This window comes from Variovorax sp. DXTD-1 (assembly GCF_003984625.1).
Classification (GTDB): domain Bacteria; phylum Pseudomonadota; class Gammaproteobacteria; order Burkholderiales; family Burkholderiaceae_C; genus Variovorax.
The window spans coordinates 78,131-104,021 of sequence record NZ_RWKH01000020.1 but is presented as its reverse complement, the minus strand read 5'-3'; the positions used below and the strand labels follow the sequence as shown (position 1 = coordinate 104,021).

The window sequence follows — 25,891 nt, the reverse complement described above, 5'->3', positions numbered from 1 at the left end:
CTTGTCTCCAGATACAGCGGATACGAAAAGGGCATCGCGAACGATGCCCTCCGGCTCAGTGCGGCAATCGCGTCAGAGCGCCTTGACCAGTTCCGGCACGGCCGTGAACAGGTCGGCCACAAGGCCGTAGTCGGCCACCGAGAAGATCGGTGCTTCCTCGTCCTTGTTGATCGCGACGATCACCTTGGAGTCCTTCATGCCGGCCAAGTGCTGAATGGCGCCCGAAATGCCGGCAGCGATGTACAGCTGCGGCGCGACGATCTTGCCGGTCTGGCCCACTTGCCAGTCGTTGGGGGCGTAGCCCGCATCGACGGCGGCGCGGCTGGCGCCCAGGCCGGCGTTCAGCTTGTCCGCCAGGGGCGTCATCACTTCGGTGAACTTCTCGGCGCTGCCGAGGGCCCGGCCGCCCGAGACGATGATCTTGGCGGCGGTGAGTTCGGGGCGGTCGCTCTTGGTGACTTCGCGGCCCACAAAGCTCGACTTGCCGCTGTCGGCCACGCCTTCGGCCGTTTCGACCGATGCGCTGCCACCGGTGGCGGCTGCCGCGTCGAAGCCGGTGGTACGAACCGTGATCACCTTGGTGGCGTCGCTGCTCTGCACGGTGGCGATGGCATTGCCGGCATAGATCGGGCGCTCGAAGGTGTCGGGGCTCACAACCAAAGTGATGTCGGAGATCTGCGCCACGTCGAGCTTTGCGGCCACGCGCGGAGCGACGTTCTTGCCGTTGGCGGTCGAGGGGAACAGGATGTGGCTGTAGTTGGAGGCAATAGCCAGCACCTGGGCAGCCACGTTCTCTGCAAGGTTCTCGGCCAGCGAGGGGCTGTCGGCCACGATGACCTTGGCCACGCCGGCGATCTGCGCGGCGGCCTTGCCGGCTTCGGCGGCATTGGCTCCGGCCACGAGCACGTGCACGTCGCCGCCGCAGGCGAGCGCCGCGGTCACGGTGTTGAGGGTCGCGGGCTTGACGGTCGCGTGGTCGTGTTCGGCAATAACAAGTGCGGTCATGTTCAGATCACCTTCGCTTCGTTCTTCAGTTTGTCCACCAGCGTTGCAACATCGGGCACCTTGATGCCGGCGCCGCGCTTGGGCGGCTCGCTGACCTTCAGGGTCTTCAGGCGGGGCTTCACGTCCACGCCCAGGTCTTCGGGCTTGAAGGTGTCGAGCTGCTTCTTCTTTGCCTTCATGATGTTGGGCAGGGTGACGTAGCGCGGCTCGTTCAGGCGCAGGTCGGTCGTGATGACGGCCGGCAGGCTGAGCTGGATGGTTTCCAGGCCACCGTCGACTTCGCGCGTCACGGTGGCCTTGCCGTCGGCCACTTCGACCTTGGAGGCGAAGGTGGCTTGCGGCAGGTCGGTCAGGGCGGCGAGCATCTGGCCGGTTTGATTGGCGTCGTCGTCGATCGCCTGCTTGCCCAGGATGATGAGCTGGGGCTGTTCCTTCTCGACCAGCGCCTTGAGCAGCTTGGCAACGGCCAGGGGCTGGAGCTCTTCGGTGGTCTCGACCAGGATGCCGCGGTCGGCGCCGATGGCCATGGCGGTGCGCAGGGTTTCCTGGCACTTGGCATCGCCGCAGGAAACGGCGATGACTTCGGTCACAACGCCCTTCTCTTTCAGGCGAACGGCTTCTTCAACGGCGATCTCGTCGAAGGGGTTCATGCTCATCTTGACGTTGGCAATGTCCACCCCGGTGCCGTCGCTCTTCACGCGCACCTTGACGTTGTAATCGACGACCCGTTTGACAGGCACTAGAACCTTCATTGACTTGACTCCATTGGATTGCAAAAAGGGGGCTTCGAGGGCAGCCGGTCATTCTAGAGTCCGACCTTTGCCGCCTCTGCTTTCATGGCGATTGCACTGCGGGGCAACAAAAAAAGAACGATCGTGCTTTTCCGTGATTATACGGCAGCGTCGGGGGTGCCCGAAACGCCGGCCGGCAGCGACTCGACACGCAGCACGCGCTGGGGGTACGGAATGTCGATGCCCGCGCTGCGCAGGCCTTCCAGAATGGCGATGTTGATGGCCGAGCGAACGTTGTCCTTGCCCTTGTCGGGGTCTGCGACCCAGAAGTTCAGGATGAACTCGAGCCCGTCGGGCGCAAAGCTGGAGAGATAGGTGACCGGCTCCGGATCGGTCATCACGCGCTCTTGCGATTTGGCAGCCCCGCAAAGAATCGACTGGACCTGCGCCACGTCGCTGTCGTACCCCACCACGATGCTGGTCGTGATGTTGAACTTGCGGTCCGCCATCGAGAGGTTCTCGACCCGGCTGGTGATGAGCGACTCGTTCGGCACGATGGCTTCGCGCCCGTTGCCGGCACGGATGAGCGTGTAGCGGGTCTTGATGTCGGTGATGCGGCCTTCGAAGGTGTCGACCTTGACGTTGTCGCCGATGCGGATGGAGCGCTCCAGCAGGATGACGAACCCGCTCACATAGTTGGCCGCCAGCTTCTGCAAGCCGAAACCCAGGCCCACGCCCAGCGCACCGCCCAGCACCGAAAGCGCCGTGAGGTCGACCCCCACCGCCGACAGCGCGAACAGGAGCCCGACCAGCAGCAGGATGGCGCGAATCGCGTTCGACGCCACCTTGCGCATCGACAGGTCGGTCACCGCCTCCAGCAGGATGCGCTTCTCGATGGTGGCGGCAATCCACAGAGCAATCACCAGCACCAGCCCCGCGGACAGCGCCCCCTGGATGATGGTTTGCAGGCTGACGCGCGTCTTGCCGAACGAGAGGGTGATGTTGTCGAGTTCGGCCAGCACGGGCGGCAGCAGCCCGACGATCCAGAGAATGGCGGCAATCCAGGCCAGCCAGGAAATCGTGCGCTCCAGCAGCCGCACCAGGTTGGAGGCGGGGAAAACCGCCCTCATCACCCGCGCGAACAGGCGAATGACCAGCAGCGACAGGAAAACCGATACCGCGATACGCAGCACCAGCACCGGCTGGAAGCCGGTCACCAGGCGGCGGGCGAGCTCGGTGAACACCAGCGCCAGCAGAGGGAACAGCACGCCGTCGAAGGTGCGCTCGCCGAACCAGATCGAATCCTTGGGCTGGTCGCGCCCGAACCAGCGGCTTGCCATCCAGGCCAGGGCCACGCAAGCCACCAGCGCCGCCAGTTCAATGCCCAGGCCGCGCGCGTCGACCTGCGCCAATCGTTGTGTGAAATCGTTGAAATTCATCTCTTGGGAAAACATGGCGCCGTATTCGCGCCCGCGGCGTTACAGATCGGCCAGGACGCGGATGTGCGCTTCCACGCTGCGCGCCAGCGCATCGAGGTTGTAGCCGCCCTCGAGCATCGAGACGATGCGCCCGCGCGAATGGCGCTTGGCCACGTCCTGGATGCGGCTCGTGATCCAGGCGAAGTCGTTCTCGGTGAGCCCGAGCTGGCCCAGGTCGTCCTCGCGGTGGGCGTCGAAGCCTGCGCTCACGAAGATCATTTCGGGCCCGAACTCTTCGAGCCGGGGCATCCAGGCGGCCTCGATCAGCTCGCGCACGTCCATGCCCTTGGTATAGGCCGGAATCGGCAGGTTCAGCATGTTCGAGGCCGGATGGTCGGTGCCGCTGTACGGGTAGAACGGGTGCTGGAAGAAGCCCACCATCAGCACGCGCGGGTCGTTCGAAAGAATGTTTTCGGTGCCGTTGCCGTGGTGCACGTCGAAGTCGACCACCGCCACGCGCTCCAGGCCATGCACCTCGAGCGCATGCCGCGCCGCAATGGCCACGTTGTTCAGAAAGCAGAAACCCATGGCCTGCTCGCGGCAGGCGTGGTGCCCGGGCGGACGCACCGAGCAGAAGGCGTTGTCGACCTCGCCGGCCATCACCGCGTCAGTGGCGGCAATGGCGGCTCCGGCGGCCCGGCGCGCGGCCAGCAGCGTGTAGCGGTTCAGGATGGTGTCAGGGTCGAGCATCGCATGGGCCGGCCCGCCGGCCGGCTCGTCCGCCACCAGGCGCTGGTGGAGCTCTTCGAGGTGTTCCAGATGCGCTTCGCTGTGCGCCCGGGTGATCTGGGCAAGGGTGGCCAGCGGCACGTCCCGGTGTTCGAGGGCGTCGCCCACGCCGGTCAGCAGCAGCCTGTCTTCGATGGCATCCAGCCGCTCGGGACATTCGGGGTGGCCCCGTCCCATGTCGTGCTTCCAGCAATCGCGATGTGTGAAGTAGCCGGTCTTGCCCATCTCTTTGCCGTGTCTCTGTCGTATCTAGACCTCACACAGCATGGGGCCGCGCGGTCTTACGGTATCGTTTGCATATGGATACAAATATGGACGTTGCTGCGAAGCTTGCCACTTTGCTGAATCAGCTTAACACGGTGATCGTCGGCAAAGAGGCGCAAGTGCGCGACTGCGTGGCCTGCCTGCTGGCGGGCGGGCACCTGCTCATCGAGGATGTGCCGGGGGTCGGCAAGACCACCCTCGCCCATGCGCTCTCGCACACCTTCGGCCTGCAGTTCTCGCGCGTTCAGTTCACGGCCGACCTGATGCCGGGCGACCTGTCGGGCGTGGCCATCTACGACCGGGGCCAGCAGGCCTTCGTGTTCCATCCCGGCCCCATCTTCGCGCAGGTGCTGCTGGCGGACGAAATCAACCGTGCCAGCCCCAAGACCCAGAGCGCCCTGCTCGAGGCCATGGAAGAAAAGCAGGTCACCATCGAAGGAGAGACGCGGCCGCTGCCCACGCCATTCTTCGTGATTGCCACGCAGAACCCGCAGGACCAGCTCGGCACCTTCGCGTTGCCGGAGTCGCAGCTCGACCGGTTCCTCATGCGTATTTCGCTGGGCTACCCCGACCGCGCGGCCGAGCGCGAACTGCTCGCGGGTGCCGACCGCCGCGAAATGCTGGCCACCCTGCCCTCGCTGCTGACCGCGGGCGAGCTCACGGCACTGCAGCAGCGCGTTCAGCAGGTGCATGCGGCCGAGCCGCTTTTGAACTACGTGCAAGACCTGATCGCCGCCACGCGCTCCGGCCGGTGGTTCTTGCAGGGCCTTTCGCCCCGCGCCGGCATTGCGGTGCTGCGCGCCGCCAAGGCGCAGGCGCTGCTGGCCAACCGCAGCTACGTTGCGCCGGACGATGTGCAATCGATCCTGCCGCAGACGATTGCGCACCGCCTCACGCCCGTGGGAGACGCCGGCCGCGGCGCCGTGGAGCAGGTGCGCGCGATGATCGCGGACGTGCCGCTGCCTTAACGATGAACGATCTCGTTTGCCACCGATGATCGCGTCGCTACGCTCGCGCATCGACGGCTGGTTCTTGTCGCGCCGGCCGCCTTCGGACACGCTGGAGCTCACGCAGCGCAACGTCTACATCGTGCCCACGCGCGCAGGCTGGACGCTGGCCGCCACGCTGCTGGTGCTGCTGGTCGCGTCGATCAACTACCAGCTCAACCTGGGCTACCTGCTGACCTTCCTGCTCGCGGGCAGCGTGGCCGTGGGCATCCACGTCTGCCATGCCACGTTGCGCGGGCTGGCCATGCACCTGACGCCGCCCGATGCGCACTATGCGGGCGCCGCCGCGGTCTTTCGGGTGGTGCTGCACAACACGCGGCGCAGCGTGCGCTACGGCATCGGCATGGCCGTGCGCGGCAGCGGCCAGTGGGCCTGGACGGACGTGCCGGCCGAAGGCACCTCCACCGTCGAGATTGCGTTCAAGCCCGAAAGGCGCGGCCTTCACCCCGTGCCGCCGCTCACCGCCGAAACCCGCTTTCCGCTGGGAACATTCCGCGTCTGGACGGTGTGGCGGCCGGCCGCGCAGATGCTGGTCTACCCGACACCCGAAGCGCACCCGCCGCCGTTGCCGCCCGGCGAACCCCTCTCCGGCCCGGCCGCGACATCGGCCGCCCTGCGCTCCCACTCGGCCGGTGAATATGACGGTCTGCGGTCGTACCGGCGTGGCGATCCGCTCAAGCTGGTGGTCTGGAAAAAAGCGGCCCGGGCGCAAGCCACCGGGTCTGAAGAACTCGTGAGCCGGGACACGCAGCAGACCCAGCGCGAGGAACTCTGGCTCGACGCGCAGGCCACCAACCTCGCCGAGACCGAGGCCCGCGCATCTCGGCTCTGCGCATGGGTGTTGATGGCGGACCGCCTGGGCGTGGACTACGGAATCCGCATTGCCGGACGGGTGGTGCAGCCCTCGCAGGGCGAAGCCCACCGCAGGGCCTGCCTGGAGGCCTTGGCACTATGCTGAACGCAGCCCTTTCCTCCCGCAAGGAGCACCGCGCATGAACAAGTTCAGGCGCGAGATCGCGGCGCTGCCGAGGGACGCCCGGGACACGCTGTTCCTGCTCTCGGTCATTGCGCTGATTGTCTTGCCGCAGGCCGAGAACCTGCCGTGGTGGTGCACCGCCATCACCGCAATGGTCCTGGTGTGGCGCGGCACGCTGGCCATCGAGGCCCGCCCCCTTCCAAGCAAATGGTGGCGCGCCGGCCTGCTGGCGCTGGCCGTAGCCGCCACCTTCGCCACCCACCGCACCCTGCTCGGCCGCGACCCGGGCGTCACGCTGGTCGTTATCTTGCTGGCGCTCAAGACGCTGGAATTGCGCGCGCGAAGGGATGCCTTCGTGCTGTTCTTCCTCGGCTTCTTCGCGATGCTGACGAACTTCTTCTATTCGCAGTCGCTGATGACGGCGTTCACCATGCTGCTCGCGCTGCTGGGCCTATTGACCGCGCTTGTCAATGCGCACATGCCTGTGGGCAAGCCGCCGCTCATGCAGGCCGCCCGTACCGCCAGCTGGATGGCCCTGCTGGGCGCGCCGATCATGCTCGCGTTGTTCCTGCTGTTTCCTCGGTTCGCGCCGCTGTGGGGTACGCCCAGCGACGCCATGGCGGGCCGCACGGGGCTCTCGAACACCATGCGCGTGGGCGCCATCGCCGAACTGGCGCTCGACGACAGCATTGCGGCACGCATCAAGTTCGACAATGATCGTGCACCGCCGCAAAGCCAGATGTACTTTCGCGGCCCGGTGCTGACGCAGTTCGACGGGCGTGAATGGATTGCGCTGCCACCGTGGGCGCGCGGCGGGCAATCGTCGGCCAACCTGCGCACCAGCGGCGCGCCGGTGCGCTACGAGATCACGCTCGAGCCCAACCATAGGCCCTGGCTGCTCACGCTCGATGCCGCGCAAAGCGCCCCCGAGGCGCCGGGCTTCGAAGTGACGGGAACGCCCGACCTGCAATGGCTCGCCAACCGGCCGGTTTCCGACCTCGTGCGTTATCGCGCCGAGAGCTACACCCAGTTCCTGAGCGGCCCGACTCGGCAGACCGGCGCGCTGCGGCCTTACCTGGCCCTGCCGCCCGGCCTGAACCCGCGCACCGCCGCGCTCGCGGAGGAAATGCGCGCCCAGCCCGAGCTTGCCAACGCCGATACCGCCGCCTTCGTGCGTGCCGCGATGCAACGGCTGCGCACCGGCGGCTACACCTACACGCTGGAACCCGGCGTGTATGGCGCCAACACGGCCGACGAGTTCTGGTTCGATCGCAAGGAAGGTTTCTGCGAACACATCGCCTCGGCTTTCGTGGTGCTGATGCGCGGGCTGGGCATTCCGGCGCGCATCGTGACCGGCTACCAGGGCGGTGAACTCAACAGCGTCGACGACTACTGGATACTGCGCCAGAGCGATGCGCACGCGTGGACCGAAGTCTGGCAAGAAGGGATGGGTTGGGTGCGCGTGGACCCCACCGCGGCCGTATCGCCTGGCCGGGTCGGCCAGTTCCAGCGGCTTGCACCGCAGCCGGGCCTCTTTGCCGGCGCCATCGGCGCTATGAGCCCCACGCTCGCACAGAACGTGCGCGCCGCCTGGGAAGCGGTGAACAACAGCTGGAACCAGTGGGTGCTCAACTACACCCAGAGCCGCCAGCTCAACCTGCTCAAAAGCATCGGCTTCGAAGCCCCCAGCCTCGAAGACCTGGCCTATGTGCTGCTGTACCTGCTGGTGGGCGCGAGCCTCGCCGGTGCCGCCTGGACGCTGTGGGAGCGCAGCCAGCACGACCCCTGGCTGCGCCTGCTCGGCCAGGCACGCGCGCAGCTGGCGAAAGCCGGACTCAAGGTCCCGGAAACGGCGCCACCGCGCCAGATGGCCGCCCAGGCCGAGGCGCGCTTCGGCCCGGCAGCCGGCGCGGTGCGCGACTGGCTGCTGAAGCTGGAAGCCCAGCGCTATGCCAAGGCGTCCCCTGCTTCGCTGGCGGCCCTGCGCGGTGAGTTCCGCCGGCTGAACTGGCCGGCGGTGAATCCCCGGCGCTGAATCCCCGCCGAGCATCGGTCCCGGAGGCCTCCCGGACGGGCGGCACAATCGCGCCATGCGATCTTTTTTTCCTGCGCCCTTCCGCGCCGCCTCCATTGCCCTCCTGGCCGCCTGCTGCGCCTGGTCCACGGGGGCACAAGCCCAGAAAGCGTCCGGCGCCCGCGGCGTGAAGACGGTGACCGGCAGCACGCCCTATGCCACGCGCGAGGACGCCATGCGCTTTGCCGACGAGGTGGCCGAGCGCCGCGGCCTGGACCGCGAATGGGTGCGCGCCACCATCGGCAGCGCACGCTTCCTGCCGAACGTGCCTCGCCTGATGCTGCCCGGCCCCGTGGGCTCGGTAAAGAACTGGCAGGTCTATCGCAGCCGCTTCATCGATGCGACGCGCATTGCGGCGGGCGTGCGCTTCTGGCGCAACAACGCCGACACGCTCGCGCGGGCCGAGCAGGTGTACGGCGTGCCGCCGGAAATCATCGTGGGCATTGTGGGCGTCGAAACCATCTACGGCCGCAACATGGGCAACTTCCGCGTGATCGATGCGCTTGCCACGCTGTCGTTCGATTTTCCGCAGGCGCACCCGCGCGCGGCGGAGCGCGAAGCCTTCTTCCGCGGCGAACTCGAGAGCTTCTTGAGCACCGAAAGCCGCACCTCCGAAAACCCGCTGGTGCCCGTGGGCAGCTATGCCGGCGCCACGGGCATGCCGCAGTTCATGCCGAGCAGCATCGCCAAGTACGCGGTCGACTTCGACGGCGACAACCGCATCGACCTGGTCGACAACACCGCCGACGTGATCGGCTCCGTTGCCAGCTATTTCAAGGCCTTCGGCTGGACGCCGGGCATGCCGGCCATCTACCCGGTGCATTTTGAAGAAGAGCGCCTCAAGAAGCCGCTGCTCCTCGCGCCGGACATCCTGCCCACCTTCAGCATCGACAGCTTCGTGGCGGCCGGCGCGGTGCCTGAAGGCGATGGCTTGCGCCACAAGGGGCTGCTGGCATTGGTGGAGCTGCAAAACGGTGCCGACGCACCGCCGACCTACGTGGCCGGCACGCGCAACTTCTACGTGATCACGCGCTACAACTGGAGCAGCTACTACGCAATGTCGGTGCTCGACCTAGGCCAGGAGGTCAAGGCCGCCATGGAGCAATGACTCCATGACGCCCGAGGCGCTGCTGGACAACTGGAGCGCCGCGTGGCGGGCACTTGGCGCGGCCAATGCCGACGAAGCGCTGTGCATCGAGTTGCAGCGCCGCTACAGCGAGCCGCAGCGCCACTATCACACCATGCAGCATCTGGGCGAATGCCTCGCGTGGTTCGAGCAACAGAAAGAACTGGCCGAGCGCCCCGGCGAAGTGGCGCTCGCGCTGTGGTTCCACGACGCCATCTACGACGTGCATGCGCACGACAACGAGGTTCGCAGTGCCGATTGGGCACGCAGTGCGATGCTCGCGCAAGGAGCGACTAAAGAAGCGGCTGAGCGCGTGCATGCACTGGTCATGGCCACGCGGCACGACGCAGTGCCCGAGGGCCGCGACGCCGAACTGCTGATCGACATCGACCTGTCGATCCTCGGTGCCGAGCGCGCGCGGTTCGACGAGTACGAACGGCAGGTGCATGCCGAATACGCCTTTGTGCCCGACGAGATCCGTCGGCCGCGCCGCCGCGCGATCCTGAACCGCTTCCTCGAGCGAGAGGCGATCTACACCACGCCGCGGATGCATGCGCTGCTCGAAACGCGGGCGCGTGCCAACCTCGCCCGGTCGATCGCAGCAGTGGATTGACCTGCCCGGCTGCTGGCCGGACTGCGGTGCTTCAGGCCGGCACCAGCCGCCACCATTCGGAGCGGGGCTTTTCGCTGTTGCGCTCTTCTTCCACGATGCCGACCAGCAAGCCGGCACTTCCAGCTCCTGCTCGCGAAAGCCGCAGCAGCTGCTCCGGATTGCGGCACAGTGCGAAGCTCGCGTCGCCTTGCCATTCGAGGCAACGGCCCACCTCCGCCAGCATCAGAGCCGGCTGGCTCTGCATGAAGGTGAACGGCATCAGCATGCCCGCATCGAGCTGGGCCAGCGCCCCATGCGTCGCTCCCCAGGCGCCGCGCATGCTCGACACGCGCAGCCGTGCACCGGCGGGCAGGGCCGCCTCGCCCGCCTCGTCGAGGCAGCGGCGTGCACCGTACATTGCAAGCTCGGTCCACATGCCCACACGCCGCGGCCGCCGGCCGAGCCGGTGCGCCAGCTGGTCACGCCAATCCGCCGGCAGCGGATCGGCGGTGAAGTGCGCGGCGATGCGCCATGCCTGCTCGAGATGGGTGCTCATGCCGCGCAGTCCTGTAGCACCAGCGACGTGTGCCCGCCGCCGAACCCCACCACGTTGAGCAGCATGCTGCGCAGCCTGGCCGGGGCCTGCGTGCTCAATGCAATGCCGAGTTCGCCGTCGATGGCATAGCCGACAGAAGGCCAGGTGCCGGCTTCGATGCAGCCAACCAGCAAGGCGAGTTCGGCCGCGCCCGAGGCGCCCAGCGTGTGCCCGATCTGCGACTTGAGCGACACCAGCGGCGGCAGCGCGTCGAAGACCTGCTTCAGCGCCTCGGCCTCGATCGCGTCGTTGACCGGGCTGCCCGCGGCCTGCACCTTGACCAGATCGATGTCATGCACGCCAAGGCCGCTCTGCGCCAATGCTTCGTGGCACATGGCGATCACCGCGCTGGCTTCGGTGCCCGAAGGATTGCGCCCATCGACCATGTTGGAACCACCCGCAATCCGCCAGCGCCCAGGGTGCGAGCTGAGGCGCAATGCGGCCACCGCCTCGCCGAGCACCAGCCCGTTGCGCTCGGCACCGAAAGGCTGCGCGCTATCGGGTGAGAGCAGTTGCATGGCGCCGAAGCCAGCCACGGTGAAGCGGTTGCCAAGCTCGGCGCCGATCACCAGCGCCTCTTCGGCTTCGCCGCTTCGAATCAGGTCGCAGCCTGCGAGCACGGCATTGATCGCGGAGGTGCAGGCTGTCGAGACGGTGAACACCGGCCCCTGCCAGTCGAGCGCACCGGCCACGAGCCCGGCAAAGTCCTGGAGATCGCCGCCCAGGCGCAGGTCTTGCACCTCGTGCTCCATGAGGCCGATGTCCAGGGAAGACGATGCAACGAAGAGCGGACATGAACGCCCTGCGCCCCCGTCCGCCTGCGCCGCCACGCTTCGCACGATGCGCTGCAGCCGCTCGATCCAGCTGCCGTCCTGCGGCGGCAGCGTGTAGACGGGCCACTGCACGCTTTCAGAGACGGCCACCATCGTGGGCGGTACACCGCCGCGCGCAAGTGCGGCCACGGAAGATGAAAGGTCGTTGCCGAGCGCGCAGGCCAGGCCCATGCCGGCAAGGTACACGCCCCCAGCCGGCATCAGACAGCCTTCGTGCTCCGCACCGCGGCGCGAGCTTGCTTGGGGCGGCCCGGCGCGGCGCTCATGCCTTGCCCGCTTGCGCCAGGTGATTCGCCAGGTGTGCGATGGAAGTGAGCGCGCGGCGCGTTTCCTTGCTGTCGGGCATGCGCACGCCGAAGCGCTGCTGGATCGTCATCGACACCTGCAGCGCGTCGAGCGAGTCGAGGTCGAGTCGGGCTTCGGGGCCGAACAGCGGCTCGTCATCGCCAAGACCGCCCGGAGGCGCCTCTTTTTCAACGGCCTCGAGCACCATGGCCTTCAGGCTGGCGATGAATTCGGCGGAAACGGAGTCGGTCACGATGCGGGCCTGCGAAACAAGAAAACGGCGAGCAAAAACATGGCGGCCGCAAACAGCACGAGCCGGCCGACCTGCGGCAGGGTGTCGGCCACGCCGCCACCGCGCAACAGCACGGTAAGCAGCGCCTCCAACCCCCAGTTCATCGGAGAAATTTCGACCAGCCGCTGCATGAAGCCCGGCATGACGAACTTCGGCACCATGATGCCGCCAGCCGCCGCCATGAGCACGTTGACCATCGGCCCGATGGTCGCGGCCTGCGCATGGCTGCGCACGGCGCAAGCCAGCGCGAGCGACAGGCTCACCGCGGCCAGGCTCACGGCCGCCAGCGCAACCACCAACGCAGCCCAATCGATACCCGCAAGCGAAAGCGCATCGCCGCCGATCAAGGGCATCAGCCAGATGCCGGCAGCGAGCATCAGCACGGCCTGCAGCACGTTGACGCCGAGGTAAGGCAAGGCTTTGGACATCAGCAGCATGAAGCGCGACACGCCCAGGCTGCGCAGCCGGCCCAGCGCGCCCGAGCTGCGCTCCTGCACGAACAGGCTGGAGAGCGACGCCACCACGAAGAACATGCCGAACACCAGCCATGCTGGCACGTTCTGCTGCACCGAGGTGGGCCGCGGCCCGGCGGTGGAATAGCGCTCGGCATTCACCAGCGCCTGGATCGAGGCGCCGGGCGGCGGGCCCGAGGTGCCGGGCACCGCAAGCGCCAGCCGGGCCTTCAGTTCACCAGAGGCGCCGACGAGTTCAGCACGCAGGGCGTTGAACAGGTTGGCGTCGATGCCCGGCTCCGTCAGCAAACGGACGTGCGCCTTGGTCGAGAGCGCGGGCGATTCGAGCTCCGCCGAGAGGCCCGGCTCGAGCACGATGACGTACTTGAGCGAGCCGCTGCGCAACTGGGCCTCCCAATCGGCATCGAGCGTCTTGGGTGCGCCGTGGCTGCGCTGCCAGATCTGCTGCAGCCATTGCGCCGGCGTTTCGGTGTCGCGCATGTCCACGGCATAGCTGAGTTCTGCCAGCGGTGGTCGATAGATGTCCTTGAGCGTGAGCGACATCAGCACGATGAAGACCATCGGCATGAGGAACAGCGCGGCCAGCCCGTGCATGTCGCGCACGAGTGCCAGCAGTTCCTTCTTGATGAGCGCGAAGAGCATGTTGTGTTCAGTCGCGCAAGGAGCGGTGGGTGAGCGCCATGAAGAGCTGCTCGAGGTCGTGGCGACCGAACTCCGCGTGGCGCACTTCGATGCCTTCGGCCTCGAGCGTCGCCAGCACCGGACCGGGCCCTGTGCCTTCGTGCAGATGCACGCGCCAATGCACCCCGCCGGGCTCCACCGTTCCAAACCGCGAGAGCATGGCCTCGTCGAGCCCGTCGGCTGCGAGAGTCAGCAGCATTGCGCTTTTCGACAATAGCTCCTCGAGGGAACCTTCGCGCAGCACGCGTCCATGATCGAGGATGGCCACGCGGTCGGCGATGGCCTCGATCTCTTCCATGTAGTGCGAGGCATAGATCACCGCGGCGCCCTGCTGTGCCAGGCTCTTGATGGCGTCGAGGATGAACGCACGCGATTGCGGATCGACGCCTACCGTAGGCTCGTCGAACAGCATCAGCTCAGGCTCAGGCAAGAGCGCAATCGCGAGATTCAATCGGCGTCTCAGGCCGCCCGAGAGCCGCTCGGCCCGCACGCCTGCAAACTGTTCAAGCTGAGAAAAGCGCGTGCAGGCTTCGATGCGAATCTTCTTGCGCTCGCCGGAAAGTCCCCCGGCCGCTGCAAAGCACGCGAGGTTCTCGGCCACGGTGAGCATGGGGTAGAAGGCCTGGTCCTGCGGGGCGACGGCGATGCGGGTTGGCGCCTTGGCTCGGACCTGCTGCAGCGGCTGGCCGTCGATCCGTATTTCGCCCGACTGCACTGCGAGCGCACCCGACAAGTGCGAGATCAGCGTGGTCTTTCCTGCGCCGTTGGGGCCGAGCAAGCCCATCACGGAGCCCCTGGGGACCGCTAGCGAGACGTCGGCCAACGCGGCCGCGTCGGCATGCGGGTAGCGGTAGCTGAGGTTCTTCAGTTCGAGCATGTAGCGGTTGCTCGTTTGGAAGGCCGCTGATCCAGGGCTTGTGCAAAGGCCACCGGGTACTCCCCTCCGCGAATGTCCCCCGCCCTTCGGGCTCCTCCTTTATTTCGCTGCGCGGAGCACCCGATGCCCTGTGCACTGGGGCACGCTGCTGATGTATCGCTGATCAACGACTGCTCCGTATAACGCACCCGCTGGCGGGGTGCCTTGCGCAGCGAAATAAAGGAGGAGGCCGCAGGCCGGGGGACATTCGCGGAGAAAGGTACCCCGTCGGCGGGTGCGCGCCCTGAACATCGCATTTCAACCACAACGCGGCGAGCAGAAAGCCAATGCGTCATCTCAAGCAACAGCAGCCTTCAGGTCGCGAAAGAAGGCCTCTTCCTGCTGCGCCTGCTCCCGCAGCTTGCCAGCCAGCGCGGCAGGATCGACCGGCTCGCGCCCCTTCACCATGCGCGCCGCCTTGAGTGCAAAAGCGCGCCAGCCGTCGCCGATGGCGATGAGCCGTTCGGACATCTGCTGCAGCTGCGGCTTGTGGAGCAGTACCGCGGCCTCTTGCAGAAAGCCGGCGTAGATAAAACGAAAGCCCGCCCCGCCCGTGCCGATTTCTTCCTGCATGCGCACCACGTGGCCGATGAAGTCGACGCTGCGTGGATCGGCAGGCGCGAGCTTCTGCATGCGGTTGGCCAATGTGCGCATGCCGCGCACGCCAACGATGGGAATGGGGGCGAGCATGTTGCGCACGGTCTTGCGGATGGCCTTTGTGACCGATGCAGCGTCGACCGCCTTGCGCTCGATGGCCTGCGGGTAGTACATGAGGCCCTTGGGCGCAAGCACGCCCTTGGCGAAGCGCGCACGCGAAAGGTCGGCACTGGCGCAGCGCACCGGCTCTTCGAACACGGGGTCGCTGATCAGGTAGTCGTCGCCCTCCTTGCCGTACACCAGCAGGTTGTGCGCATTGAAGTGAAAGCGCATGTTGGGCGGAAAGTAAGGCAGCCAGTAGACCGAGGTCTGCAGCCCCACGAGCTCCCCGGCGGCCAGCAGTGCGTCGAGGCGCTGTGCGCCGGCTTCGGGGCTGCGAAAGGTCTCGAAGCGGAAGCGTGCGGCCATTGGGGCCAGCAGGCCCTTGATGATGGCCTTGGGCGGCATGCGGTACGAGATGAGCGGCAGGCCCGAAAGCTTGATGAACGGCAGGTAGGCGAACGACAGTGCCGACGACAGGCCGAGGGCCATGCTCTCGGTCATCGGCACGCCGTGATGGCGCATCAGGTTCGAGATGACGCCGCTTTCGCAGTGTGCCGCTTGCTGGTGTTCGAATTTCACGGCAGGCCTTGCAAGGTGGAAACGGGCAGGCCCAGCGCCTCGGAATAGCGCGCCAGGTGCTTCGCGGGCAGCGCCGCGAAATGCTTCGGCTTCAGGTGGCGCCGCACGCGCCATTGCCAGAAGCCGCTGGTCTGCGAGAGCAGCGCCACGTCCATGCGGCGCTCGTACATCCAGTATTCGAGCGGCGACGCGAGCCCCTGGGCCACGCGCTCCTTTGCGGCCTGCGCCTGCTCGATGAGTACGTCGACCGCGTGGCTGGTGACGATTTCTTCCGCCTCCCAGCCGCGCGAGCGCGTGGTGACCACGCGGCCCTGCGCATCGCGCGCGTACATGAGCTTGGCGTGGCCGTCGAGGGTGGCGTTGCCTTCTTGCGGAACGGCGTCGAGGTCCATGGCTAGATGGCTTCCAGGTAGATGAAGCCGCTGGAGAAGCGGCCGCTTTCGGGCACGAACATCAGCAGCTTGTGGCCTGGCTTGATGCGGCCCGAACGGAACAGCTCGTCGAGCATGATGTAAGGCGATGCCGAGCCGGTGTTGCCCTTTGTCGCAAGATTGCTGAACCAGCGTTCGCGCGGAATGGCAAAACCCATGGCCTTCAGGCACTGGCTCACGGGTTCGATGAAATAGCCCGACGAGAGATGCGGCAGAAACCAGTCGACATCGGCAGCCTTCAGGCCGCGCTTCTCGATGATGGCCGCCAGCGGCTCGCCCAGCGTGGCACGAACGATGTTCTCGTTCAGCAGGCGCACGTCCTGCTTCACGGCAAAGGTCGACTCGCGCTGCCAGTCTTCGGGCGCGGTGCGCGCCCAGCCGTCCAGGCCGCCTTCGGGGTTCTTGTCGGCGCCTGCATACATGCATACCGGCAGTTCGTGCGCGGCGGAAGACAGGTCGATCCACTCCACGCGCAGCGACAGCGGGCCGCGCGGCTCTCGCTCGAGCAGCACGGCGCCTGCACCGTCGGAGAGCATCCAGCGCAGAAAGTCTTTTTCGAAAGCGATTTCGGGCCGCTCCTCGAGCGCCTGCAGCTTGTGCTCCAGCTCGGCCTCGAAGCGGGAGCCGCGCATCACGGCCGAGGCCAATTCCGAGCCCGTGGCAACCGCACGGCGGGCGTCGCCTGAGCGCACCGAGAGCCAGGCATGCTTGAGCGCCGTGGTGCCCGCCAGGCAGATGCCCGCGCAAGCCACTACCTCGAGCCGCGGCCAGCCAAGCTCTCCGTGCACCATGACCGCGTGGTTGGGCATCAGCTGGTCGGGCAGCGACGTGCCGCTGACGAGGCAATCGACCGGGCCGATGTCGTCGCCCAGCGCCCGGATGGCCGAAGCGGTGAGCTGCGCGTTGCTCATGGCCAGCTGGCCGGTGGCCCGGTCGATCGCGTAGTGGCGCGACTGGATGCCGTTGCTGCGAAGAATCAGCCGCCGCGCTCGCGACGCCTTGCCGCCGATGCGACCGAGAACGTCTTCGATGTCTTCATTGCTGACCGGGGAAAAGGGCAGAAAGGCGGCAGTGCGGGTCAGGAAGACATCAGTCGTCATAGCGGGGAGAACGGTCCGTGGCCGAGCCCGACGGGCGCTCGAAATGAGCTGTCATTTTAGTCAGCCACCCCTTGAACAGCGGCCGCAGCAGCGCCTGGAGCGTCAAGCTCACCGGCACGACCGTGACAATGAGCACGAGGAGGAAGGCCACGTACAGCAGCAGCAACGGCTTGCGCTGCCACGCGCCCGGCCGCCCCGCCGCCATGATCAGCTTGCCCCAGAGAAAAAAGCTGCGGGTGCCGGCCTTTTCGCTGATCAGGAGCTTTGCGTTGGCCTGAACGGCTCCGAGGCCGGAGAGCAGTGGCTGCGATCCGCGTTCGAGATCGTTGTGCAGCGCCTCGCGCAGTGCGCGGCCAAAACGGCCGGCACCGCGGATCTGCCCTTCGCTGAGGCCGGCGTCGGGCATGCCCCAGAAACCGCGCTTGCGGCCCCAGATCAGCCAGGCCGGCGTGGTGAAGAAGGTGGCCAGCGTCGGGCCGGGGTCGGTCAGCACCACGTTGTCGATCAGGCGGGCGCCCACTGCGTCGAGCAGGCCCTTGAGTTTTTCGTGCGCCAGCAGCCACATGTTGCGGCAGGCGATCACTGTGACGACGGGTTTGCCCCGCAGCAGCTGCGCTGCCAGCGGATGCTTCAGGAAGGCGACGATCGGCTGCGACGGCGCCAGGAACCAGACCTGGTACGGCAGGATGACCAGGTCGAAGTGCTCGCCCCCGGTGAGCGAGAGCGGCGCCAGCGGCGGCGGCTTCAGGTGCGCCGATTCGGGAAAGGCGTCGAAGAAGGTCAGGAACGGCCAGGGAAACGGAAAATCCGCCAGCGGGCGCAGTGTTTCGACATGCACGGAGATCTCCGGGTCGGCCCTGAGCGGCGCGACGATCTGCTCGGCGACGCTGCCGAGCTGGCCGGTCTGCGAGTAGTGGATCACCAGAACACGTTTGAGGCGCTCGGCGGGGCTGGGAATGCTAGAGGTCACTTGCTGGGGCGAAACGGGGGCCGTCGAATGTAAGCCAACCGTACGCCGGGCGCATCTGCCATTGGTCATGCCGTCGCGCCGATCCCACGAATGGACGAAAAAAAGCCGCGCCTTTTGGGGCGCGGCTCTTGAGAGGACCAGAGAGAACGCCGAAGGTTCAGCGCACCTTGCCTTCCTTCCAGGCCGTGAGCAGCTTGTTGTACTCGATGGTTTCACCCTTCGGCTTCTCGTTGGCCAGCTTCTTCCAGGGGGCGTGCTGGTCGCTCAGCCACTTGGCGGGGTCGCCCTTCGGGTTGAGCTTGGGCGCGCACTTGTCCATGCCGGCGCGCTCCAGGCGGGCCATCACGTCGTCCATCTCGTCCGCCAGCGTGTCCATGGCCTTCTGCGGCGTCTTCTCGCCGGTGACGGCTTCGGCCACGTTCTTCCACCAGAGCTGCGCGAGCTTCGGATAGTCGGGCACGTTGGTGCCGGTCGGCGACCACGCCACGCGCGCCGGGCTGCGGTAGAACTCGACCAGGCCGCCGAGCTTGGGCGCCATGTCGGTCATTGCCTGCGACTGGATGTCCGATTCGCGGATAGGCGTCAGGCCCACGACGGTCTTCTTGAGCGACACCGTCTTGGAGGTGACGAACTGCGCGTACAGCCAGGCTGCCGCGGTCTTGTTCTCGTCATGGCCCTTGAAGAACGACCACGAACCCACGTCCTGGTAGCCGTTCTGCATGCCCTGCTTCCAGTAGGGGCCGTTCGGTCCCGGCGCCATGCGCCACTTGGGGGTGCCGTCGGCGTTGACCACCGGCAGTCCGGGCTTGACCATGTCCGCCGTGAAGGCCGTGTACCAGAAGATCTGCTGCGCGATCTGGCCCTGGGCGGGCACAGGGCCCGCTTCGCCGAAGGTCATGCCGGTGGCTTCACGCGGCGCGTACTTCTTCATCCAGTCCACGTACTTGGTCAGCGCATACACGGCCGCCGGCGAGTTGGTGGCGCCACCGCGCGACACGGCTGCGCCCACCGGCGTGCACTTGTCGTCGGCCACGCGAATGCCCCATTCGTCGATCGGCACGCCGTTCGGAATGCCGATGTCCGCCGTGCCGGCCATCGAAAGCCATGCATCGGTGAAGCGCCAGCCCAGCGACGGGTCCTTCTTGCCGTAGTCCATGTGGCCATAGATCGGCTTGCCGTCGATGTTCTTCACGTCGACGCTGAAGAACTCGGCGATGTCCTCGTAGGCGCTCCAGTTGAGCGGCACGCCCAGGTCGTAGCCGTACTTGGCCTTGAACTTTTCCTTCAGGTCGGGGCGGTCGAACAAGTCGGCGCGGAACCAGTACAGGTTGGCAAACTGCTGGTCGGGCAGCTGGTAGAGCTTGCCGTCGGGCGCGGTGGTGAACTTGGTGCCGATGAAGTCGGCAACATCGAGGCCGGGGTTGGTGAACTCCTTGCCCGGGCCCGCCATGTAGTCGGTCAGGTTCATCATCTTGCCGTAGCGGTAGTGGGTACCGATCAGGTCCGAGTCCGAAATCCAGCCGTCGTAGATCGACTTGCCCGACTGCATCGAGGTCTGCAGCTTCTCGACCACGTCGCCTTCCTGGATCAGGTCGTGCTTCACCTTGATGCCGGTGATTTCCTCGAAGGCGCGGGCCAGCGTCTTCGACTCGTATTCATGCGTGGTGATGGTCTCGGAGACCACGGAGATCTCGGTCACCCCCTTGGCCTTGAGCTTTGCCGCGGCGTCGACGAACCATTTGAGTTCTTCGGCCTGCTGCGTCTTGCTGAGCGTCGATGGCTGGAATTCGCTGTCGATCCACTTGGCCGCCGCATCGGGCGCAGCCGGTGCCGCAGCCGGAGTGGCCGCGGCGGGCGCCGCTGCCGGAGCCGGTGCCGGGGTACTTGCCGGAGCCTGGGCCGCAGGCTCGTCCTTCTTTCCGCAGGCCGACAGTGCCAGCACCATAGCGGCCGCGAGCGCGGTGTAGCGCAACTTCATGGTTTATCTCCTCGTTCCTTCGCTTCCCCGTGTGCGGCTGTATTCACCTCGGCCCCGGGGAAGCACCGGGCCGAATTGCCGGAGTACGCGAGCTAGCCCTTGCGCATGATCAGCGCGAGCACCAGCATCGAAAACACAAAGCCGATCCAGATCGAAGGCTCGGCCTGCAGCGTCATTGCGGACTTGGCCCATTCGGCAAGGCCGATGTAGATCAGGTTGATATAGGCTGCCGAGAGCAGGCCGATGAACAGCCGGTCGCCGCGCGTGGTCTCGATCGGCAGCCAGCCGCGCCGCAGCGTGGTGGGCGACTTGATCTCCCACACCGTCATGCCGACCAGCATCAGCGCGATGCAGATGAAGAACACGGCCACCGGGGTGGTCCAGGACATCCAGGCAAACATTTCAGACTCTCCCCATCGCAAAGCCCTTGGCGATGTAGTGCCGCACGAACCAGATCACGATGGCACCCGGCACGATGGTGAGCACGCCGGCGGCCGCAAGCGTAGCCCAATCCATGCCCGATGCGCTCACGGTGCGGGTCATGGTCGCGACGATCGGCTTGGCGTTGACGCTGGTGAGCGTGCGCGCCAGCAGCAGTTCGACCCAGCTGAACATGAAGCAGAAGAACGCCGCCACGCCCACGCCGGCCTTGATCAGCGGCAGGAAAATGCGGATGAAGAACTTCGGAAAGCTGTAGCCGTCGATGTAAGCGGTTTCATCGATCTCGCGCGGAATGCCGCTCATGAAGCCTTCGAGAATCCACACGGCCAACGGCACGTTGAACAGCAAGTGTGCGAGCGCCACGCCCAGGTGCGTGTCCATCAGGCCCACCGTGCTGTAGAGCTGAAAGAACGGCAACAGGAACACTGCGGGCGGCGTCATGCGGTTGGTCAGCAGCCAGAAGAACACGTGCTTGTCGCCCAGGAACGAGTAGCGCGAAAACGCGTAGGCCGCCGGCAGCGCCACGGTGAGCGAGATCACCGTGTTGATGCCCACGTAGATCAGGCTGTTGATGTAGCCCGAGTACCAGGACGCGTCGGTGAAGATGCGCGTGTAGTTGGCCCAGGTGAACTGCTGCGGAAAGAACGAAAAGCTCGAAAGGATTTCGCCATTCGTCTTGAAGCTCATGTTGACCATCCAGTAGATGGGCAACAGCGCGAAAAGAATGTAGAGCAGCAGGAAGATGCTGCGTTTGCGGAATCTGCGCTCGTTCATTGCTCCACCTCCGCCTTCTGGGTACCGACGCGCTGCATCCAGTTGTAGAGGATGAAGCACAGCAAGAGGATGATCAGGAAATAGATCAGCGAGAAAGCCGCCGCCGGGCCCAGGTCGAACTGGCCGACCGCCTTCTGCGTGAGGTATTGGCTCAGGAAGGTCGTCGCGTTGCCCGGCCCGCCGCCCGTCAGCACGAAAGGCTCGGTGTAGATCATGAAGCTGTCCATGAAGCGCAGCAGCACCGCAATCATCAGCACGCCGCGCATTTTGGGCAGCTGAATGTAGCGGAACACCGCGAACTTGCTGGCGCCGTCGATGCGGGCGGCCTGGTAGTAGGCGTCGGGAATCGAGCGCAGGCCCGCAAAGCACAGCAGCGCCACCAGCGGCGTCCAGTGCCACACATCCATCAGCAGCACGGTGAGCCACGCGTCGGTCGCATTGCCGGTATAGCTGTAGTCGATGCCCATCTTCTGCAGCGCATGGCCCAAGAGCCCGATGTCGGCGCGGCCGTAGATCTGCCAGATGGTTCCGACCACGTTCCACGGAATGAGCAGCGAGAGCGCCACCACCACCAGCACCGCCGACGATTTCCATCCGGTGGCCGGCATCGAGAGTGCGAGCGCAATGCCCAGCGGAATCTCGACCGCGAGCACCGAGAGCGAGAAGCCGAGCTGGCGCCAGAGGGCGGCATGAAGCTCGCCGTCGCGCATCACAGCGGCAAACCATTCGGTGCCGACGAAAACGCGGCGTTCGGGCGAGATGATGTCTTGCACCGAGTAGTTGACCACCGTCATCAGCGGCACGATGGCCGAGAAGGCGACGCAGATCAGCACCGGCAGCACCAGCCACCAGGCCTTCTGGTTGATGGGTTTGTTCACGGCGTCCATGGGGCGTCCATCTTCGGTATGAGTTTGAAGCGGTTCTGCTGCGATGCGTTCATGCAACCAGCTCCTCGTCGCGGTAGTAGCAGGTGTGGGTGTCCAGCACGCGCAGCCAGACGGTGTCTCCCACGGCCGGCAACGGCGCGTCGGCATGCAGGCGCGCCTTGAGCGCGCTACCGCCGGCGTCGGCGCTCAGCATGGCATGGGTGCCCACGTCCTGCACCTGCGTCACGGTGGCGGGCACGGCGCCCTGCGCCCGTGGTTCGACCACCCGCAGGTATTCGGGCCGGATGCCCAGTTTGATCGCCCCCTCGGGCAGCTGGCGCGTAGGAACGAGCGGCGTACCTGCAACTTCGAGCGCGCCGTTCGTGTTGTTTGCCGACAGAAAATTCATGCCGGGCGAGCCGATGAAGTGACCGACGAAGGTGTGGGCCGGCCGCTCGAACAGCGCCTCGGCGCTGCCCACCTGCACGGCCTTGCCGCGCGTCATGACCACCACCTCTTCGGCAAAGGTGAGCGCCTCGACCTGGTCGTGCGTCACGTAGATCAGCGTGAGCTTGAGCTCGCGGTGAATCTGCTTGAGCTTGCGGCGCAGCTGCCACTTCAGGTGCGGGTCGATCACGGTGAGCGGCTCGTCGAACAGCACGGCCGACACATCGCTGCGCACCAGCCCGCGGCCGAGCGAGATCTTCTGCTTGGCGTCGGCCGCAAGGCCTGCGGCGCGCTGGTTGAGCTGGCCGCTCATGTCGAGCATTTCGGCAATCTCGCCCACGCGCTTCTTGATCTGGTCTTCAGGCACCTTGCGGTTGCGCAGCGGGAACGCGAGGTTCTCGGCCACGGTCATGGTGTCGTAGATCACCGGAAACTGGAACACCTGCGCGATGTTGCGTTCCTGCGGCGTGGCGCGCGTCATGTCGCGGCCGTCGAATTTCACCGTGCCCTGCGAAGGCACCAAGAGGCCCGAGATGATGTTCAGCATGGTCGTCTTGCCGCAGCCGGAGGGGCCGAGCAAGGCATAGGCCCCGCCGTCGCGAAAGCTCATCTGCAGCGGCAGCAGCGCGTAGTCGCTGTCCTGCGTGGGGTTGGGGCGGTAGGCGTGGGCCAGGTCCAGGTCGATGCGGGCCATGTCAGTTTCCTTTGCGCCATGCCGGCGCGAGCGCCAGCTTTTCGCCGGCATCGAACACATAGGCTTGCGAGGGGCTGAAGTACAGCGTGATCGAGGTGCCCAATTCGAAGCGGTGCACGCCGGTGAGCTGCGCCACCAGCTCGCCGACCGCGGTATCGACGTGAACGAAGGTGTCGGAACCGGAGATTTCGGCCAGCTCCACCTTGCCGGGCAGGCCGATGTCGCCCTCCCCCGCGCCCACGTTGAGCGCACTTGCGCGCAGGCCGACAGTGACCGCGCCCGACACGTTTTCAGGCACGGCCAAGGCCAGCGCCGGGCCGCCGGCAAGTTGCACGCGGCCCGCCGATGCAGTGCCGGGCAGCAGGTTCATCGGCGGATCGCTGAAGGCGCGCGCCACGCGCAGCGACTGCGGCGCATGGAACACCTCGGCCGTGGGGCCGTATTGCAGCAGCTCGCCGGCGTCCATCACGGCCGTGTAGCCGCCGAGCAGGAGCGCCTCGCCGGGCTCTGTAGTTGCGTAGATCACGGTGGAGTCGCCGCTTGCAAACAGCTGCGTCAGCTCCTCGCGCAGGCCTTCGCGCAGCTTGTAGTCGAGATTGACCAGCGGCTCGTCGAGCAGCATGAGCGGCGCATTCTTGGCCAGCGCGCGCGCCAGTGCCACGCGCTGCTGCTGCCCGCCCGAAAGCTCGGCCGGCAAGCGGTCGAGGAACATGCCGATGTGCAGCTTGTCGGCCAGCTCGCGCACCCGGGCATCGACGTTCTTCTCGCCGCGCAGCTTGAGCGGCGAGGCGATGTTGTCCGCCACCTTGAGCGACGGATAGTTGATGAACTGCTGGTACACCATGGCTACGTTGCGCTCGCGCACCGGCATGCCGGTCACGTCCTTGCCGTCGACCAGCACCTTGCCGGTAGTCGGCGTGTCCAGCCCCGCCATGAGGCGCATCAGGCTGGTCTTGCCGGCCTGGGTCGCGCCCAGCAGCACGGTGACCGCGCCGCTGCGCGGGGCGATGCTCTGCTCGTAGAGCCATGTTTGCGCGCCGACCTTCTTGGTGACGCGCTCCAGAGTCAATTGCATCAGCGCTCCCGGTTGATCGTGTTGCTGTTGTTCTTTGCATGCGCCTGCAGCCAGGCGGCCACCTGCGCGCGTTCTTCGGCCGTGTAGCGCAGGCCGAGCTTCGACCTGCGCCAGAGCACGTCGTCCGCGCTCATGGCCCATTCGCTTTCCTGCAGAAACCGCAGTTCGCCCTCATGAAGCTCCGGCGCTACGGCGTCGCCCATGTCGGCCATGGACTGCGCATTGCCAAGCAGCTCGGCCACGCGCGCACCATAGGCGCGTGCGAGGCGCCGCGCAAGCCTGGCGTCGAGCCAGGGGTAGCGGGCCTGCACCGCGGCCACGAAGCGTTCGAAGTCGTCGTCCGGCCGCTTCGGCGCGCCGATCCATCCGGAAAGATCGCCGCCCGCCAGAAAGGCGCCGTCGGTCCAGGCCGGGCGTTGCGCGTTCGGCTGGCCGAGCATCTTGCCGACCTCGTCGGCCGCGTCTTCGGCGAGCTTCCGAAAGGTGGTGATCTTGCCGCCCCACACCGACAGCAGCGGCGCCGCGGCGGTGTTGGACTCCAGCATGTAGTCGCGCGTCACGGCCGAGGGGTCGCCCGAGGCATCGTCGAGTAGCGGACGCACGCCAGAGTAGGTCCAGACCACATCGGCCGGCACGATCGGCTTCTCGAAGTAGCGGCTGGCCTGGGTGCAGAGATACGCGATTTCTTCGTCGGCAATGCGTGCCGCGCCGGGATCGTCGCCGTTCAGTTCGATGTCGGTGGTGCCGATCAGCGTGAATTCGTCCTGGTACGGAATCGCGAAGATGATCCGCTTGTCGGGGTTCTGGAAGATGTAGGCATGGTCGTGTTCGAAGAGGCGCCGCACCACGATGTGGCTGCCTTTGACCAGCCGCAGATGCCGGGTGGCGAGCGCCTCCCCCTTGGCCGACTGCGCCACGCCGCGCAGGAACGATTCCGCCCATGGCCCCGCCGCGTTGACCACGGCGCGGGCGCGCACCACGCGAATGCCGCCGTCCGCAGCCTCAAGCGTGGCCGTCCAGCCATCGGCGTCGCGTTGTGCATGAACGCAGCGGGTGCGCGTGAACACCTCGGCGCCGCGCGTGCGGGCGTCCACGGCGTTGAGCACCACCAGCCGCGCGTCGTCGACCCAGCCGTCGGAATAGACAAAGCCGCGCTTGAACTGCGGCTTCAGCGGCACACCGGCCGCATGGCTGCGCAGGTCGATGCTGCGCGAGCCCGGCAGCACTTCGCGCTTGGCGAGGTGGTCGTACATGAACAGGCCGATGCGGATCATCCAGCCCGGCCGCATCGACGGGTCATGCGGCATGACGAAGCGCAGCGGCCACATGATGTGCGGCGCGCTCTTGAGCAGCACTTCGCGCTCCTGCAGCGCCTTGCGCACGAGCGAGAACTCGTAATACTCCAGGTAGCGCAGCCCGCCGTGGATAAGCTTGGTCGACGAGGAAGACGTGTGCGAGGCGAGATCATCCTTTTCGCACAGCACCACGCGCCAGCCCCGACCCGCCAGGTCGCGCGCAATGCCGCAGCCGTTGATGCCGCCGCCGACGATCAGCACATCGCAATCGGTTGCCGGCAGAGGCGAATTGGAGGAGAAATCGCTCACAGAAGATGGGCCCGTTGGTTCGTGACTTCGGTCACGGGAGGGCGCCATTGTATTTTCGCGTCTTTTCATTTGGATTCCTTTTGACGCGATTTTCCCCCGAGTTTTCCCTTAGTACGGTTCGTTTTCTTTCGTTTTAAAGTGACACGGCCTGTACTCTCCAGAGAGTCTTCCCGTTC

25 protein-coding genes are annotated in these 25,891 nt (G+C 66.2%); 5 read left to right on the top strand and 20 right to left on the bottom strand.

Annotated elements, in window-relative coordinates; translation table 11 throughout:
* Nucleotides 1-72: 72 nt before the first annotated feature.
* The 4 genes from EJI00_RS18955 to EJI00_RS18940 all read right to left on the bottom strand — a co-directional run bounded on the left by EJI00_RS18955 (nucleotide 73) and on the right by EJI00_RS18940 (nucleotide 4,168).
* Nucleotides 73-1,005, bottom strand: coding sequence for an electron transfer flavoprotein subunit alpha/FixB family protein (locus EJI00_RS18955; RefSeq protein ID WP_126749041.1), 933 nt, complete (start codon nucleotides 1,003-1,005; stop codon nucleotides 73-75).
* 2 nt (nucleotides 1,006-1,007) lie between these two features.
* Nucleotides 1,008-1,757, bottom strand: a complete 750-nt coding sequence (locus EJI00_RS18950; protein WP_126749040.1) for an electron transfer flavoprotein subunit beta/FixA family protein — start codon at nucleotides 1,755-1,757, stop codon at nucleotides 1,008-1,010.
* Nucleotides 1,758-1,894: 137 nt separating this feature from the next.
* Entirely contained in the window at nucleotides 1,895-3,175 is a 1,281-nt protein-coding gene (locus EJI00_RS18945) for a mechanosensitive ion channel family protein (RefSeq protein WP_126749039.1), read from the bottom strand.
* Between the two features lie 39 nt (nucleotides 3,176-3,214).
* On the bottom strand, nucleotides 3,215-4,168 hold the full coding sequence (locus EJI00_RS18940) for a histone deacetylase family protein (protein WP_126749038.1): 954 nt from the start codon (nucleotides 4,166-4,168) through the stop codon (nucleotides 3,215-3,217).
* A gap of 86 nt (nucleotides 4,169-4,254) precedes the next feature.
* On the opposite strand from EJI00_RS18940, the gene EJI00_RS18935 reads away from it, so the two are divergent.
* From EJI00_RS18935 to EJI00_RS18915, 5 genes are read left to right on the top strand one after another with little or no spacing between them, the layout of a single operon-like run.
* Nucleotides 4,255-5,175, top strand: coding sequence for an AAA family ATPase (locus EJI00_RS18935; RefSeq protein WP_126749037.1), 921 nt, complete (start codon nucleotides 4,255-4,257; stop codon nucleotides 5,173-5,175).
* 25 nt (nucleotides 5,176-5,200) lie between these two features.
* Nucleotides 5,201-6,172 (top strand): DUF58 domain-containing protein, encoded by a 972-nt coding sequence (locus EJI00_RS18930; RefSeq protein ID WP_126749036.1) that lies wholly within the window; start codon nucleotides 5,201-5,203, stop codon nucleotides 6,170-6,172.
* Between the two features lie 34 nt (nucleotides 6,173-6,206).
* Nucleotides 6,207-8,225 carry a transglutaminaseTgpA domain-containing protein gene (locus EJI00_RS18925; RefSeq protein ID WP_126749035.1) on the top strand — a complete coding sequence of 673 codons (2,019 nt, stop codon included), beginning with the start codon at nucleotides 6,207-6,209 and terminating at the stop codon, nucleotides 8,223-8,225.
* Nucleotides 8,226-8,280: 55 nt separating this feature from the next.
* Nucleotides 8,281-9,372, top strand: a complete 1,092-nt coding sequence (gene mltB / locus EJI00_RS18920; protein ID WP_126749034.1) for a lytic murein transglycosylase B — start codon at nucleotides 8,281-8,283, stop codon at nucleotides 9,370-9,372.
* Nucleotides 9,373-9,376: 4 nt separating this feature from the next.
* Nucleotides 9,377-10,003 carry an N-methyl-D-aspartate receptor NMDAR2C subunit gene (locus tag EJI00_RS18915; RefSeq protein ID WP_126749033.1) on the top strand — a complete coding sequence of 209 codons (627 nt, stop codon included), beginning with the start codon at nucleotides 9,377-9,379 and terminating at the stop codon, nucleotides 10,001-10,003.
* Nucleotides 10,004-10,034: 31 nt separating this feature from the next.
* Here EJI00_RS18915 and EJI00_RS18910 read toward each other — a convergent pair whose 3' ends face one another.
* The 16 genes from EJI00_RS18910 to glpD all read right to left on the bottom strand — a co-directional run bounded on the left by EJI00_RS18910 (nucleotide 10,035) and on the right by glpD (nucleotide 25,784).
* The gene (locus tag EJI00_RS18910) at nucleotides 10,035-10,538 is read right to left on the bottom strand and encodes a hypothetical protein (protein WP_126749032.1); all 504 of its coding nucleotides are present in this window, start codon (nucleotides 10,536-10,538) and stop codon (nucleotides 10,035-10,037) included.
* Nucleotides 10,535-11,611 carry a beta-ketoacyl synthase N-terminal-like domain-containing protein gene (locus EJI00_RS18905; RefSeq protein ID WP_126749031.1) on the bottom strand — a complete coding sequence of 359 codons (1,077 nt, stop codon included), beginning with the start codon at nucleotides 11,609-11,611 and terminating at the stop codon, nucleotides 10,535-10,537. The genes EJI00_RS18910 and EJI00_RS18905 overlap by 4 nt, the downstream gene beginning before the upstream one ends.
* Before the next feature lie 61 nt (nucleotides 11,612-11,672).
* Nucleotides 11,673-11,903, bottom strand: a complete 231-nt coding sequence (locus tag EJI00_RS18900; RefSeq protein WP_126749058.1) for an acyl carrier protein — start codon at nucleotides 11,901-11,903, stop codon at nucleotides 11,673-11,675.
* A 41-nt stretch (nucleotides 11,904-11,944) separates the two neighbouring features.
* Entirely contained in the window at nucleotides 11,945-13,102 is a 1,158-nt protein-coding gene (locus EJI00_RS18895) for an ABC transporter permease (RefSeq protein WP_126749030.1), read from the bottom strand.
* Nucleotides 13,103-13,109: 7 nt separating this feature from the next.
* A complete protein-coding gene (locus tag EJI00_RS18890) occupies nucleotides 13,110-14,018 on the bottom strand; it encodes an ABC transporter ATP-binding protein (protein ID WP_126749029.1) in 909 nt (302 codons plus the stop codon).
* Between the two features lie 336 nt (nucleotides 14,019-14,354).
* A complete protein-coding gene (locus EJI00_RS18885; RefSeq protein WP_126749028.1) occupies nucleotides 14,355-15,335 on the bottom strand; it encodes a BtrH N-terminal domain-containing protein in 981 nt (326 codons plus the stop codon).
* Nucleotides 15,332-15,727, bottom strand: coding sequence for a hypothetical protein (locus EJI00_RS18880; protein ID WP_126749027.1), 396 nt, complete (start codon nucleotides 15,725-15,727; stop codon nucleotides 15,332-15,334). Before EJI00_RS18880 ends, EJI00_RS18885 begins: the two co-directional genes overlap by 4 nt.
* A gap of 2 nt (nucleotides 15,728-15,729) precedes the next feature.
* Nucleotides 15,730-16,866, bottom strand: a complete 1,137-nt coding sequence (locus EJI00_RS18875; protein ID WP_126749026.1) for a beta-ketoacyl-ACP synthase III — start codon at nucleotides 16,864-16,866, stop codon at nucleotides 15,730-15,732.
* Entirely contained in the window at nucleotides 16,856-17,836 is a 981-nt protein-coding gene (locus EJI00_RS18870; RefSeq protein WP_126749025.1) for a dialkylrecorsinol condensing enzyme, read from the bottom strand. The genes EJI00_RS18875 and EJI00_RS18870 overlap by 11 nt, the downstream gene beginning before the upstream one ends.
* A 157-nt stretch (nucleotides 17,837-17,993) precedes the next feature.
* Nucleotides 17,994-19,814: an ABC transporter substrate-binding protein gene (locus EJI00_RS18865; protein ID WP_185868164.1), complete on the bottom strand. Its 1,821-nt coding sequence runs from the start codon at nucleotides 19,812-19,814 to the stop codon at nucleotides 17,994-17,996.
* A gap of 92 nt (nucleotides 19,815-19,906) precedes the next feature.
* A complete protein-coding gene (locus EJI00_RS18860) occupies nucleotides 19,907-20,215 on the bottom strand; it encodes a DUF2160 domain-containing protein (RefSeq protein WP_126749024.1) in 309 nt (102 codons plus the stop codon).
* Between the two features lies 1 nt (nucleotide 20,216).
* Nucleotides 20,217-21,029 (bottom strand): carbohydrate ABC transporter permease, encoded by an 813-nt coding sequence (locus tag EJI00_RS18855; RefSeq protein WP_126749023.1) that lies wholly within the window; start codon nucleotides 21,027-21,029, stop codon nucleotides 20,217-20,219.
* A complete protein-coding gene (locus EJI00_RS18850) occupies nucleotides 21,026-21,916 on the bottom strand; it encodes a carbohydrate ABC transporter permease (protein WP_126749022.1) in 891 nt (296 codons plus the stop codon). Before EJI00_RS18850 ends, EJI00_RS18855 begins: the two co-directional genes overlap by 4 nt.
* Nucleotides 21,917-21,965: 49 nt before the next feature.
* A complete protein-coding gene (locus EJI00_RS18845; protein ID WP_126749021.1) occupies nucleotides 21,966-23,036 on the bottom strand; it encodes an ABC transporter ATP-binding protein in 1,071 nt (356 codons plus the stop codon).
* A gap of 1 nt (nucleotide 23,037) precedes the next feature.
* The gene (locus EJI00_RS18840; protein ID WP_126749020.1) at nucleotides 23,038-24,111 is read right to left on the bottom strand and encodes an ABC transporter ATP-binding protein; all 1,074 of its coding nucleotides are present in this window, start codon (nucleotides 24,109-24,111) and stop codon (nucleotides 23,038-23,040) included.
* Nucleotides 24,111-25,784 carry a glycerol-3-phosphate dehydrogenase gene (glpD, locus tag EJI00_RS18835; protein ID WP_126749019.1) on the bottom strand — a complete coding sequence of 558 codons (1,674 nt, stop codon included), beginning with the start codon at nucleotides 25,782-25,784 and terminating at the stop codon, nucleotides 24,111-24,113. Before glpD ends, EJI00_RS18840 begins: the two co-directional genes overlap by 1 nt.
* Nucleotides 25,785-25,891: the final 107 nt, after the last annotated feature.